Origin of the sequence: Massilia arenae (genome assembly GCF_008014745.1) — a bacterium.
In the GTDB taxonomy this organism is placed as follows: Bacteria; Pseudomonadota; Gammaproteobacteria; order Burkholderiales; family Burkholderiaceae_D; genus Telluria; species Telluria arenae.
Window position 1 is genome coordinate 1 of the sequence record NZ_VPFD01000037.1, and the last position, 13,644, is coordinate 13,644.

Below are 13,644 nucleotides of genomic sequence, written 5' to 3' on the forward strand. Positions count from 1 at the left end.
GCCCGAGTACTGGGCCACCTTGGTGACATCCGACGCTTCAAGAATGCGAAAGCCTTCGCCGCTTTTCTGGGGCTTACCCCAAAACAGAGAGCATCAGGCACGTCGCTCAAAGGCCGAACGATGGTGAGCAAGACGGGCAACACATCGCTACGGGCAGCGCTATTCATGCCGAGCATGGTCGCACGCCGCCACAACCCTATCCTTCGTCAATTTGCCGAACGCCTTCTAGCGAACGGCATGGCCAAGCGAGCGGTGATCAGCGCCGTCACACATAAGCTGGCACACCTGATCTATGGCGTCATTCGAACCGGCAAGCCGTTTGACGCCAATTACCTTCACAAAAATCTTGCAATCCAAGACGGTATCTGACCCTAATTGTTGGGCTATTGCCTGGAGGGGCTAGCGAGACGGCGGTTGCACCCGCTTGCCATTTGCGACACACTGTCCGGGTTTGTTCGAGACCCTCCTTTGCCCAGGACGGCAGAGTTGTACTTGACTGATAGCTAAAATCAATCAAGAATATCGAATCAATCAATTTCACAAACGGCGGGCAGGGCGGTAAACTGCTTGTCATACGTTTCATCCAACCCCCAAACAGGAGATTACATGTCCCTCATCAACACCCAGATCAAGCCGTTCAAAGCCACCGCTTACCACAACGGCAAGTTCATCGACCTGACCGAAGAGAACTTCAAGGGTACCTGGTCGGTGGTGATGTTCTACCCGGCCGACTTTACCTTCGTCTGCCCGACCGAACTGGAAGATCTGGCCGCATTCCAGCCGGAATTCGAAAAGCTGGGCGTCAATGTGTACGGCGTGTCGACCGACAGCCACTTCGCCCACAAGGCATGGCACGACACCTCGGAAGCGATCAAGAAAGTGAACTACCCACTGATCGGCGACCCAACCGGCGTCCTGTCGCGTAACTTCGAAGTCATGATCGAAGAAGAAGGCATGGCACTGCGCGGTACCTTCGTGATCAATCCAGAAGGCCAGATCAAGATCATGGAAGTGCACGACAACGGCATCGGCCGCGACGCTTCGGAATTGATGCGCAAAGTCAAGGCAGCCCAGTACGTCGCTTCGCACCCAGGCGAAGTCTGCCCAGCCAAGTGGACCGAAGGCGCAGAAACCCTGACCCCGTCGCTGGACCTGGTCGGCAAGATCTAAGCAGTAAGCAGTAGTCAAGTAGCACCCGCGAACGGGCCGCTGCGGCGGCCCGTTTCACGCCCGGCCTGTATAGAAGTTAAGTCAAATAGAATCAAAGGAAAAACATCATGCTGGACGCAACCCTCAAGAAACAGTTGCAAGCCTATCTGGAAAAAGTGGTGCAGCCGATCGAGCTGGTTGCAGCACTGGATGATTCGCCGAAATCGCGCGAAATGGACGAGCTGCTCAATGAGATCGCAGCCCTGTCCGACAAGATTACCGTTCGTCAGGAAGCCAACGAGCGCACCCCTTCGTTCGCGATCAACCGCGTCGGCACCGATATCGGTGTGCGTTTCGCCGGCATCCCGCTGGGCCACGAATTCACCTCGCTGGTGCTGGCCCTGCTGCACGTCGGCGGCCACACCATCAAGCTGGAACAATCCGTCATCGACCAGATCGCAGCCCTGGACGGCGACTACGTTTTCGAGACCTACATCTCGCTGTCGTGCCATAACTGCCCGGAAGTCGTGCAGGCACTGAACACGATGTCGGTCATCAACCCGCGCATCAAGGTCGTGACGATCGATGGCGGCGTCTTCAAGAAAGAAGTGGAAGACAAGCAGATCCTGGCCGTGCCGATGATGTTCCTGAACGGCCAGCATTTCGGCCAGGGCCGCACCAACGTCGAAGAGATCCTGTCGAAGATCGACGTCAAGGGCGGTGAGCGCAAAGCTGCCGAACTGAGCCAGAAAGACCCGTTCGACGTGCTGATCGTCGGCGGCGGCCCCGCTGGCGCGGCAGCCGCGATCTACGCCGCTCGCAAGGGCATCCGTACCGGCGTGCTGGCCGACCGCTTCGGCGGCCAGGTGCTGGACACCCTCGCGATCGAGAACTTCGTGTCGCTCAAGGCCACCGACGGTCCGAAGTTCGCCGTCGCCCTGGAAGAACACGTCAAGGAATATGACGTCGACATCATGAACACCCAGCGCGCCAGCAAGCTGGTGGGCGGCAAGCTGATCGAGGTGCATACCGAGACCGGCGCGGTGCTCAAGTCGAAGTCGGTGATTATCGCCACCGGCGCCCGCTGGCGCGAGATCAACGTGCCGGGCGAGAAAGAGTACAAGAACCACGGCGTGGCATACTGCCCGCACTGCGACGGCCCGCTGTTCAAGGGCAAGCGCGTGTCGGTGATCGGCGGCGGCAACTCCGGCGTCGAAGCGGCGATCGACCTGGCGGGCATCGTCAAGGAAGTGACCCTGATCGAATACGGCAATGAGCTGCGCGCCGATGCGGTCCTGCAACGCAAGCTGTACTCGCTGCCGAACGTCAAGGTGATCAAGTCGGCCCAGACCACCGAGATCCACGGCGACGGCAAGATCGTCAACGGCCTGAGCTACAAGGACCGCACCACCGGCGAACTGCACAAGCTGGAGCTGGAAGGCGTGTTCGTGCAGATCGGCCTGGTGCCGAACGCCGAATGGCTCAAGGGCACGATCGACCTGTCGGCGCACGGCGAGATCGAAGTCGATGCCCGCGGCCACACGTCGCTGCCAGGCGTGTTCGCCGCCGGCGACGTCACCACGGTGCCGTTCAAGCAGATCGTGATCGCAGTGGGCGAGGGCGCCAAGGCATCGCTGGCCGCCTTCGATCACCTGATCCGCCTGCCGGTGGAAGAGGAAGAGCAGAAAGCTGCTTGATGACTGAGCGGGCCACGCGGCCCGCTAGGTCAAGAAAATGAACGCCGTCTTCCACTGGAAGGCGGCGTTTTTTTATGGAGTGGAATCAGTGGAACGAGAACAGCAACGCCGACGACAGCGCGCCGGACTCCAGGAGAAACCAGGTGGCCGCGCTGGCAAGGGCCAGGTGGACTGCGGTCCAGGTCATAGGGCGGCGGGACATGATGGTTCTCCTGAAGATGGCGGGGCTGTGATTGATGGTCACAATAGTAAATGTCTAGCTGGACACCCGGCATCGGTCAAATATCCGTCTAGTTGTAGGACTAAACCTTGTCGAGAATTTGTGTCGCACAATTGACACAAGTAGACGTAGCACCCCGCCTATAACGTGACGACCCCGCCAAAAGTTGACCTCCTACGCCTGAAGTAGGTGGCGTCCTATAGTCGAGTTGTCGCCGTACTAATAAAGTCGGCGTCATCATGACCCGACACGACCCCACCCTCATGCACCGCGGCCTGCTCGCCGTGCGCCGCAATACCATCCGACGCCTCCTGGACGCCGTGTTCGGCATCGCGCAGCTGCGCGAAGGCCAGCAGCGCGTGATCGACAGCGTACTCGACGGCAAGGACACCCTGGCCATCATGCCCACCGGCGGCGGCAAGTCGCTGTGCTACCAGATCCCGGCCAAGATGCTGGAGGGGATAACTGTGGTTGTTTCTCCATTAATCTCCCTCATGAAAGACCAGCTCGAGAAGCTGGAAGAGATCGGTATCCGCTCGGTCCAGGTCAACAGCAGCCTGTGCGCCGAAGAAGAACACGCCGCCCTCGAAGCGATCGCCAGCGAATCGTGCGAGATCGTGTTCTGCACCCCGGAACGCCTGGTCTCGCCCGAATTCATCGCCGTGCTGCGCAAGGTCACGCTCGACATCGTCGTGATCGACGAGGCGCACTGCATCTCGCAATGGGGCCACGATTTCCGCCCGGCCTATATCGGCCTGGCCGCCGCGATCGAGGCGATCGGTCGCCCGCCAGTGCTGGCGCTGACGGCCACTGCCACCGACGAGGTGATCGCCGACATCGGCAAGCAGTTGGGCCGCAAGCTCAATGTGATCAATACCGGCATTTACCGGCCCAATCTGCATTACCGCGTGCGGCAAGTCACCAGCGCCAAGGAGAAATACCAGGAGGCGCTGCGCCTGGTGCAGGAGACACCGGGCGTGGGCATCGTGTATGCCGCCACCGTCAAGGTGGCCGAGGAGATGCTGGCCGTGCTCGAGGAAGCCGGCGAATCTGTCACCCTGTACCACGGCAAGCTGCCGTCCGCCGAGCGCAAAATGAACCAGGACCTGTTCATGGAAGGCGAGCGGCGCGTGATGGTGGCCACCAATGCCTTCGGCATGGGCATCGACAAGAGCGATACCCGCTTCGTGGTCCACCTGCAGATTCCGGCCAACCTCGAATCCTATTACCAGGAATCGGGCCGCGCCGGCCGCGACGGCCTGGACGCCGAATGCACGCTGCTGTTCCTGCAAGACGACAAGCGCATCCAGCAGTTCTTCCTGGTCAAGCACTACCCCGATGCGCAAGAACTGCAGTTGGTGCACGAAACCGTGCGCACCCTGGCCGAGGAGGGCGCCGTCACCGGCCGCCGCCTCGAGGACGCGCTGGAAGACATCGCCGACGCCAATATCAAGGTCTGCCTCAAGCTGCTCAAGGACGCCAAGCTGGTGCGCCAGAACCGCAAGCTGGACTACCTGCCCAGCGCGGCCGAGCCGCGTCCCGGCGTGTACGCGCGCCTGGCCCAGGTCTATGTGCAGAAGCAGGAACGCGACAAGGACGCGCTGGAGCAGATGGTCGGCTATGCCGTCAGCGGCTTTTGCCGCTGGAAGCTGCTGCTCGATTACTTTGGCGACCAGGCGCCCGGTTTTGAAAGCTGCTGCAAGTGCGACAACTGCCTGAACCCGCCGGCGCTGAGCCTCTCCGAAGACATCGTGATCCGCGACGACGAATTCGACCGCGAGCCGGCTGAAGAAGCGCCAAAGCCGAAGTTCGAGGTCGGCGCGTGCGCCAGGTCGGCCAAGTATGGCGAAGGGGTAGTGATCGCCATCGCCGGCGAGCAGGTGACGGTCGACTTCGCGGATGGCGAAAGCCGCAGCTTCATGGCCGATTTCCTCGATCAGGTAGCCACGTAAGGGATGCTGATGGGAGACATGGTCGTCGTTCGCAAGGAGGGGCTGTACTGCGTGCCGGGGGATTTCTACATCGACCCATGGCGGCCGGTCGCGCGCGCCGTCATCACGCATGCCCATGGCGACCACGCGCGCGTCGGCCACGGCCACTACCTGGCGGCGACGCCCGGCATCGGCGTGCTCAAGTCGCGGCTGGGCGATATCTCGGTCGATGCGCTCGAGTATGGTGAGAAGATCGTCCACAACGGCGTGACGATCTCGCTGCACCCGGCCGGCCATGTGCTGGGATCAAGCCAGGTGCGCATGGAATGCGGCGGCGAAGTGTGGGTCGCATCGGGCGACTACAAGGTCGAACCGGATAAAACCTGCGCGCCGTTCGAGCCGGTGCGCTGCGACACCTTCATCACCGAATCGACCTTCGGCCTGCCGATCTACCGCTGGCAGCCGGAAGCCCAGCTGATGGAAGAGATCAATGCCTGGTGGCGCAAGAATGCGGAAGAGGGTCGCTGCAGCGTGGTGTTCGCCTACTCCTTCGGCAAGGCGCAGCGCATCCTGGCCGGGCTCGATCCATCGATCGGCCCGATTGTCTGTCACGGTTCGGTCGAGCCGCTCAACCGCGCCTACCGCGCGGAAGGCGTCGACATTCCGCCGACGGTGCTGGTCACCGATATCGAGAAGGCGGCCCTGCGCCGCGCGCTGGTGGTGGCGCCGCCGTCCGCCAGCGGCTCGACGTGGATGAAGCGCTTCGGCGACTACAGCGATTCCTTCGCCAGCGGCTGGATGCTGCTGCGCGGCGCACGGCGCCGGCGCGGCGTCGATCGCGGCTTCGTGCTGTCCGACCACGCCGACTGGCCGGGCCTGATGAGCGCCATCAAGGCGACCGAGGCCCAGCGCGTGATCGTTACCCACGGCTCCATTCCGACCCTGGTGCGCTGGCTGTGCCAGAACGGGCTGGACGCATCGGGCTTCGAGACCGAATACGGCGACGAGGAAGAAGACGAATCGACGCCGCCGGCCGGCGCGGCGGCCTCGAAAGAAGCCGATGCGTGAATTCGCCCGCCTGTACGCCGACCTCGACGAAACCACGTCGACCACCCGCAAGCTCGACGCGCTGCAGGGCTACTTCGCCAATGCCGCGCCCGAGAACGCCGCCTGGGCAGTCTACTTCCTGGCCGGCGGCAAGCCGCGCCAGGCGGTGCCGACCAAGCTGCTGCGCCAGTTCGCCATCGAGTACGCGGCACTGGACGAATGGCTGTTCGACGAGTCCTATCATGCCGTGGGCGACTTCGCCGAGACCATCGCCCACATCCTGCCGCCGCCCACCCAACGCTCCGACGTCGGGCTGGCCGAATGGATGGAAGAACGCATTGGCCCCTTGCGCGGCGCAGATCCCGGTCGCATCCGCGAAGCCTTGTTCACGTACTGGAACGAGCTGGATTGGCGCGAGCGCTTCCTGCTGGTGAAGCTGATCGGCGGGGGCTTCCGGGTCGGCGTCTCGAAACTGCTGGTGACGCGTGCGTTGGCCGCGATCGCCGCGGTCGACAGCAAATTGATCGCCCAGCGCCTGATGGGCTGGACCGATGGCCGCGTGAAACCGACGGCAGCAGGCTTCCTGCAGCTGATCGCCGAGCAATCGGACGAAGAACACAAGCTGCGCGGCGGCCAACCTTACCCTTTCTTCCTGTCGCATCAGCTCAATGGCGACCCGGCCACCCTGGGCGAGCTGGATGACTGGCTGGTGGAGTGGAAGTACGACGGCATCCGCGCGCAACTGGTGCGGCGCGACGGCCAGAGCTTCCTGTGGTCGCGCGGCGAAGATCTGATCACCGAGCGCTTTCCCGAGCTGGCGGCGGCGCGCCTGCCGGACGGGATGGTGCTCGATGGCGAGGTGCTGATCTGGCAGCCGGATTCCGACCTGCCTTCTCCTTTCGCCGACCTGCAAAAGCGCATCGGCCGCAAGACCCTGTCAGCCAAGCTGCTGGGCGAGCTGCCGGCCGTGCTGTGCTGCTACGACCTGCTGGAGCTCGACGGCGTCGACCTGCGCGGCCTGCCGCAGCACGAGCGGCGTGCGCTGCTCGAAGTGGAAGTGGCCAAGCTGGAGCAGCCGCAGCTGCGCCTGTCGCCGCTGGTCCATGCCGACAGCTGGGAAGCGCTGGCGACGCTGCGCGCCGGATCGCGCGCCCGCGGCGTGGAGGGCATGATGCTCAAGAGCCGCACGGCGCAGTATGGCGTTGGCCGCACCAAGGACGTGGGTACCTGGTGGAAGTGGAAGATCGACCCTTACGCCATCGACGCCGTGCTGCTGTATGCCCAGCCGGGCAGCGGCCGGCGCGCCTCGCTCTACACCGACTACACCTTTGCAGTCTGGGATGGCGAAGGCGCCGAGCGAAAGCTGGTGCCGTTCGCGAAAGCCTATTCCGGCCTGACCGACGCCGAGATCGCCCAGGTCGACAACGCCATCCGGCGCACGACCATCGAGAAATTCGGACCGGTGCGTTCGGTGAAGCCGACCATGGTGTTCGAGATCGGCTTCGAGGGCATTGCGCTGTCGCCGCGTCACAAGGCGGGGATCGCGGTGCGCTTTCCGCGCATCCTGCGCCGGCGCACCGACAAGCCGGTGGAGGAAGCCGATACGCTCGACACGCTCAAGGGCTTGCTGGAGGCGGCCACCGCATGAGTCGTAATCCGGTAAGCACCCGCATCGACGCATGGTTGTCCAGCCGCGGCTGGACCGCGTTCCCGTTCCAGCGTGCGGTGTGGAAGGCCGCGCTGAAGGGGGAATCGGGCCTGCTGCATGCGAATACCGGCGCCGGCAAGACCTTCGCGGTCTGGTTCGCGGCCCTGCAGCGCGCCGGCCTGGAGACGGGAAGGGCCAAGGCGGGCCTGCGCGTGCTGTGGATCACGCCGATGCGCGCGCTGGCGGCCGACACCCAGCGTGCGTTGGAAGATTCCACCGCCGAGCTGCTGCCCGAATGGCGCATCGGCGCCCGCACCGGCGACACCAAGCCGGCCGAGCGGGCGCGCCAGGCGCGCAGCATGCCCGCGGCGCTGGTGACGACGCCCGAGAGCCTGACGCTCATGATCAGCAATGCCGCCGCCCATGAACAGTTCCGCCATCTCGACATGATCATCGTCGACGAGTGGCATGAACTGATGGGCAGCAAGCGCGGCGTGCAGGTGCAGCTGGCGCTGGCGAGATTGCGGCGCTGGCGTCCCGAATTGCTGGTGTGGGGTGTGTCGGCCACGATGGGCAATCTCGACATGGCGCGCCAGGTGCTGCTGGGAGGCGAGGAGGGCGCGGATAAGGGCGTGCTGGTCGAAGGCGACACGCGCAAGAAAATCGTGGTCGACAGCCTGATCCCCGAGAACGTTTCGCGCTTTCCCTGGGGCGGCCACCTGGGCCTGCAGATGCTGCAGCCGGTGATCAAGGAGATCGAAGGACACGAGGCGACCCTGGTGTTCACCAACACCCGCTCGCAGGCCGAGATCTGGTACCAGAACATCCTCGAGGCGCGGCCCGACTGGGCCGGCGTGATCGCGCTGCACCACGGTTCGCTCGACCGCGAGGTGCGCGAGTGGGTCGAGCTGGGTCTCAAGAGCGGTATATTGAAGGCGGTGATCTGCACCGCCAGCCTCGATCTTGGCGTGGACTTCTTGCCGGTCGAGCGCGTGCTGCAGATCGGCAGCGCCAAGGGCGTGGCGCGCCTGCTGCAGCGCGCCGGCCGCAGCGGCCATGCGCCGGGCAGGGTCTCGCGCGTGACCCTGGTGCCGACCAATAGCCTGGAACTGCTGGAAGCGGCCGGCGCGAAAAAGGCGGTGGCGGCGCGCCGCATCGAAGGCCGCTACGTGCCGAACAAACCGTTCGACGTGCTGGTGCAGCACCTGGTGACGGTGGCGCTGGGCGGGGGCTTTCGTTCCGAAGAGCTGTATGAGGAAGTGCGGCAGGCCTGGTCCTATCGCCATCTGACGCAGGAAGAATGGCAGTGGGCGCTCGACTTCGTCGCGCGCGGCGGCCAGAGCCTGACCGTGTATCCCGAATACCGGCGCGTGCTGCCGGACGAGGAGGGCGTCTACCGCGTGCCCGACAGCGCCATCGGCCGCCGCCACCGGATGGGTATCGGCACCATCATGTCCGACGCCACGATTCAGGTGAAGTACATGAGTGGCGGCAGGATCGGGAGCGTGGAAGAATCCTTCATCTCGCGCCTGAAGCCCGGCGACCGCTTCCTGTTCGGCGGACGCATCCTGGAGTTCGTGCGCGTGCACGAGCTGACCGCCTTCGTGAAACGCGCCACCGGCACCCGCGGCGCGATCGCGCGTTGGCAGGGCGCCAAGATGCCGATGTCGAACGAGCTGGCCCACGCCGCATTGGAGGAGCTGCGCCTGGCCGACCAGGGCGTGTTCGACGGCCCCGAGATGCGCGCCATCGAACCTTTGATCGCGATCCAGCAGCGCTGGTCGGCGCTGCCGACGAGCGAGGTACTGGTGCTCGAGTCGATGAAGAGCCGCGAGGGTTACCACCTGTTCGTGTATCCATTCGCCGGCCGCTCGGTGCACATGGGCCTGGCGTCCCTGATCGCCTTTCGCGTCGGCCGCGTGCAGCCGATCACGTTTTCGATCGCCATCAACGACTACGGCTTCGAGCTGATGGCGCCCGAGCCAGTGGACTGGGCGCGCATATTCGACGCGCCGACCGGCGCCGGCGTGGACCTGTTCGATACCGACCGCCTGCTGGAAGACGTGATCGACAGCCTCAATGCGACCCAGCTGTCGCAGCAGCGCTTTCGCGAAGTGGCGCGCATCGCCGGCCTGGTGTTCTTGGGCTATCCGGGCCAGCCGAAGTCGAACCGCCAGCTGCAGGCCTCGTCCTCGCTGTTCTTCGAGGTGTTTCGCAAGCACGACGCCGGCAACCTGCTCCTGACCCAGGCCGAGCGCGAGGTGATGGAGCAGGAGCTCGAGCTGACGCGCCTGCGCGACACGCTGACCGAGCTGCACGCGCGTCGCGTCGCCTATCGCGAAGTAAAACGGGCGACGCCATTCGGGTTTGCCCTGATGGTCGAACGTTTCCGCGAAAAGGTCAGCACCGAGAAACTCAACGACCGGGTGGCGCGCATGCTGCGCGAGCTCGAGAAGGCGGCGGCATGAGCGGCGTCATGGTGGAGGTGGCCGGCGAATCGCTCCTGCTGTTGCCGGAAAAGGCCCTCTATTGGCCGCGCGAACGGATGCTGATCATCGCCGACATCCATTTCGGCAAGGCGGCCGCCTTCCGCGCGCTCGGGGTGCCGGTGCCGCGCGGCACGACCTCGGAAAACCTGGCCGGCCTCGATGCCCTGGTAGCCGCGCACGACGTGCGCCAGGTGGCCTTCCTGGGAGACTTTTTGCATGCGCGTGCCGCCCACGCCAGCTCGACCCAGCTGGCGATGCTGGCCTGGCGCGGGCGCCATCCCGGTCTGGCCTTGATGTTGGTGCGCGGCAACCACGACCTGCACGCGGGCGACCCGGCGGAGGCGCTGGGGATGGCGCTGGTGGACGAGCCGCATGCGATCGGGCCGTTTGCCTTTTGCCACCATCCCGGCGTCGACGCCGCGGGCTATGGCCTGGCCGGCCACGTGCACCCGGTCTATGTGTTGGCGACGCGCTTCGACGCGCTGCGCCTGCCGTGCTTCGTCGTCGGCGAGCAGGGATTGATCCTGCCGTCGTTCGGCGCGTTTACCGGCGGCCACGCAGTCAAGCCGGGGCCGGGCGACCATATCTATGTGACCTCGGGCGACGCCGTCCACGCCGTCTGCTAGCCCATGCCTGCCATTGGTTCGAAAGCGTACGGACCTTGCTTTTTCGCCGGGGTATTGTCTTCCTGGATCGAAGGCGGTGTCATGCCGTCCCGCTAATTTCTAGGATATTGGGAGATTGCCATGAAAAAACGCATCCTGATGTGTTCCCTGGTGGCTGCCCTGGCGCCGGCCGGCATGCTGCTGGCGACGAGCAGCACGGCCCTGGCGCAGACCTCGCCGCAGAGCCGCACCGTGACGCCCGCCATCGAAGGCTTCCACGTCGAAAAAGTACCGCGCCTGGAGCAGGGCGCCGCCTTGCACTTCCACGTATATGGGACCCAGAACGCCACGGTGAACGTGACCATCGACGGCGCCACCCGCGGCGTCCAGATGCAGGAAACCGACCCCGGCCGTTACAGCGGCAGCTATGTGATCGGCAACCACGACCGCTTCCAGCCCGGCAGCCCGGTGACCGCCGAAATGCGGCTGGGCAGCCAGGTCGCCACCACCGTGCTGCGCGACGGCCTGGTGAGCGGTGCTGGCACGCAGGCGCAGTCGCAAGAGCCGGTGCGACAACTGGCGTCGAAGGATGCCGGTGTCGTCAGTGCGGCCCCGGGCGCCGCGCCGCCGCCACCGCCGCGCACGACCGAGCGGCCACGTGTGGCGCGTTATTGCACCAGCTGCGCAGTTGTCGAGAAAATCGAGATCGTGCGTGAGGCAACCGGGGCGGCGCGACCGCTGGCCAGCGACGTGCAGGCCGCTCAGCGGTATCGGGTGACGGTGCGCTTCGATACGACCGAAGCGACCCAGGCGATCGAGTACGACAACCATCCCGGCTACCGCAAGGGCGACCGGGTGCGTGTCAACGACGGCGTACTGTCCCTGGATAAGGAATAAGGCAAGCGCCAACGACGATGCCCGCCTTTGCAAGCGGGCATCGTCGTTGGCGTAACGCCGGGGAGTTCAGGCCGTTGCCAGCACCTGGTCATCGCCAGGCTGGTCGAGTTCGGCTTTCTGTTTGGCGGCGCCCTTGGTGCGCGAACGCGAGGGCGGCAGGCGGCGCAGGGTCTTGAGCGCTTCGGCATCCTTGATGCCGATGGTGCGCTGGTCGACGGTAATCAGGCCGATTTCGTTGAAGGCCGACAAGGTACGGCTGACGGTTTCGAGCGTGAGGCCGAGGTAGCTGCCGATCTCGTGGCGCGTCATGCGCAGGTTGAACAGCTTGCTGGAATAACCCATCGCGGCAAAGCGGTCGGCCAGCGAGACCAGGAAACGGGCCACGCGCGCCTCGGCCGACAGGGCGCCGAGCATGCCGATCATGGTCTGCTCGCGCACCAGTTCGCGGCTCATCACGCCATACATCATGTTCTCGAGTTCGCTGTGGACGCGACCCAGTGCGGTCAGTTTCTTGAACGGCAGCAGGATCAGGTCGCAGTCGGACAGGGCCACGGCCTCGGAGGCGTAGTGGCGGGTGTGGATGCCGTCGACGCCGAGCATATCGCCCTTCATGGGGAAGCTCAGCACCTGCTCGTTGCCGAATTCGTCGATCAGCACCGTCTTGAGGAAGCCCGAGTTGACGATGTACAGGGTGTCGAAGGCCTGGCCGATCGTGTGCACGCGCTGGCCCGTCTTGAACTGCACGTGCTGGAACAGCAATTCTTCGGAGCTCACCGACACGCTGGCTGGAATACGGAGCAGGTCGCACACTTCTTTCAGGTTGGACCAGAGGCGGCCCTGGCGCTGCCGTCCCGCTTCCATCGGGGAATGCAGGGTAGGCTGGGTAACGTTGCGTTGATCTGACGGTGGCTGGGACTGCATGCTCATCTCCGGTAAGGGAACTCAGGTTTCACGCGATCCCGGCGGCACGGCAGCGTGCGGTAGCGCGTCTGCCATGCCATGGTTTTATATGGCTGACGCCGTGACTTGGATCGCAAGCAAGTCGAAACGCTGAATTCAGTATGCCAACACGAGTCCGGCACGAATATCAGCGTTGCCTGAATATGTAGGTAGGACAGATGGTGCAGTCGTAGGAAAACTCCTACCACCAAGAACGCCGCCCGAATGGCGGAAGGTGGCAGAACGGAAACAGGCGGAGTGTGACGCGGTGGCGGAGCCGGCCGGGGAAATGGGGCGTGCGCCGCACGAAAACCACGCGCGGCGGTCAAAGAAAATCAGTGCATCAAGCCTTCAGCGGCGATAACAGGCGGTGTGCGACGGCATATTGCACCATCTCGGACAGCGAGCTCATGCCCATTTTCTGCATGATGCGGGTCTTGTGGGTGCTGACGGTTTTCACCGACAGGTGCAGGCCGTTGGCGATCTCGGTGATCGATTTGCCGCTGACCAGGTGCGAAAACACCTCGAACTCGCGGTCTGACAACTGCTTGTGCAACAATTGTTCACTAGGCGCCATGATGTTCAGCGCCAATTGTTCGGCCACTTCGGTACTGATGTAGGGACGCCCCGAAGCCACCTTGCGGATCGCCCCCACCAGCTGCGTGCCCGCGCTCTCCTTGGTCAGATAGCCCTGGGCGCCGGCCCGGATCGCGCGCACCGCGTACTGCTCTTCCTCGTGCATGGTGAGGATCAGGATGGCCAGCTTGGGCGCTTCGCTGCGCACCTGCCGGATCAGGTCGACGCCGCTGCGGCCGGGCATGGACAGGTCGAGCAGCAGCAGGTCGAAGCCGCCCTGGCGTACCAGCGACAAGACTTCGAAGCCATTGGTGGCTTCGCCCACGATGTCGACTTCCTCGGCGCCGTCCAGGATGCGCTTGAGGCCCTCGCGCATGATTGTGTGGTCATCGGCGATGACGATTCTTACCATTATCGATTCCTTGAACCTGAAGCGGTTTCCTACC

The 13,644-nt window shown here is 64.2% G+C and carries 11 protein-coding genes; 9 read left to right on the forward strand and 2 right to left on the reverse strand.

What is annotated here, in order from left to right:
- From FVD38_RS24010 to FVD38_RS24050, 9 genes are all read left to right on the forward strand, one after another.
- The coding region (locus tag FVD38_RS24010) for a transposase (protein WP_147937110.1) at positions 1 to 369 on the forward strand (369 nt) is incomplete at its 5' end.
- Between the two features lie 237 nt (positions 370 to 606).
- The gene (gene ahpC / locus FVD38_RS24015) at positions 607 to 1,170 is read left to right on the forward strand and encodes an alkyl hydroperoxide reductase subunit C (RefSeq protein WP_123071406.1); all 564 of its coding nucleotides are present in this window, start codon (positions 607 to 609) and stop codon (positions 1,168 to 1,170) included.
- A gap of 107 nt (positions 1,171 to 1,277) precedes the next feature.
- Positions 1,278 to 2,846, forward strand: a complete 1,569-nt coding sequence (gene ahpF, locus FVD38_RS24020) for an alkyl hydroperoxide reductase subunit F (protein WP_147937111.1) — start codon at positions 1,278 to 1,280, stop codon at positions 2,844 to 2,846.
- Positions 2,847 to 3,305: 459 nt separating this feature from the next.
- Positions 3,306 to 5,018 (forward strand): RecQ family ATP-dependent DNA helicase, encoded by a 1,713-nt coding sequence (locus tag FVD38_RS24025; protein WP_147937112.1) that lies wholly within the window; start codon positions 3,306 to 3,308, stop codon positions 5,016 to 5,018.
- A 9-nt stretch (positions 5,019 to 5,027) separates the two neighbouring features.
- Positions 5,028 to 6,065: a ligase-associated DNA damage response exonuclease gene (locus tag FVD38_RS24030; RefSeq protein WP_147937113.1), complete on the forward strand. Its 1,038-nt coding sequence runs from the start codon at positions 5,028 to 5,030 to the stop codon at positions 6,063 to 6,065.
- A complete protein-coding gene (locus tag FVD38_RS24035; RefSeq protein ID WP_147937114.1) occupies positions 6,058 to 7,692 on the forward strand; it encodes an ATP-dependent DNA ligase in 1,635 nt (544 codons plus the stop codon). The genes FVD38_RS24030 and FVD38_RS24035 overlap by 8 nt, the downstream gene beginning before the upstream one ends.
- Positions 7,689 to 10,160 (forward strand): ligase-associated DNA damage response DEXH box helicase, encoded by a 2,472-nt coding sequence (locus FVD38_RS24040; RefSeq protein WP_147937115.1) that lies wholly within the window; start codon positions 7,689 to 7,691, stop codon positions 10,158 to 10,160. Before FVD38_RS24035 ends, FVD38_RS24040 begins: the two co-directional genes overlap by 4 nt.
- Positions 10,157 to 10,807 (forward strand): ligase-associated DNA damage response endonuclease PdeM, encoded by a 651-nt coding sequence (pdeM, locus tag FVD38_RS24045; protein ID WP_147937116.1) that lies wholly within the window; start codon positions 10,157 to 10,159, stop codon positions 10,805 to 10,807. Before FVD38_RS24040 ends, pdeM begins: the two co-directional genes overlap by 4 nt.
- Positions 10,808 to 10,927: 120 nt before the next feature.
- Positions 10,928 to 11,683, forward strand: a complete 756-nt coding sequence (locus FVD38_RS24050; RefSeq protein WP_147937117.1) for a hypothetical protein — start codon at positions 10,928 to 10,930, stop codon at positions 11,681 to 11,683.
- Positions 11,684 to 11,749: 66 nt separating this feature from the next.
- Here the strand turns inward: FVD38_RS24050 and FVD38_RS24055 are convergent, their stop codons facing one another.
- Both FVD38_RS24055 and FVD38_RS24060 read right to left on the reverse strand, forming a co-directional pair.
- On the reverse strand, positions 11,750 to 12,544 hold the full coding sequence (locus tag FVD38_RS24055; RefSeq protein WP_147937143.1) for a Crp/Fnr family transcriptional regulator: 795 nt from the start codon (positions 12,542 to 12,544) through the stop codon (positions 11,750 to 11,752).
- A 421-nt stretch (positions 12,545 to 12,965) separates the two neighbouring features.
- Positions 12,966 to 13,610: a response regulator gene (locus tag FVD38_RS24060; RefSeq protein ID WP_123071398.1), complete on the reverse strand. Its 645-nt coding sequence runs from the start codon at positions 13,608 to 13,610 to the stop codon at positions 12,966 to 12,968.
- Positions 13,611 to 13,644: the final 34 nt, after the last annotated feature.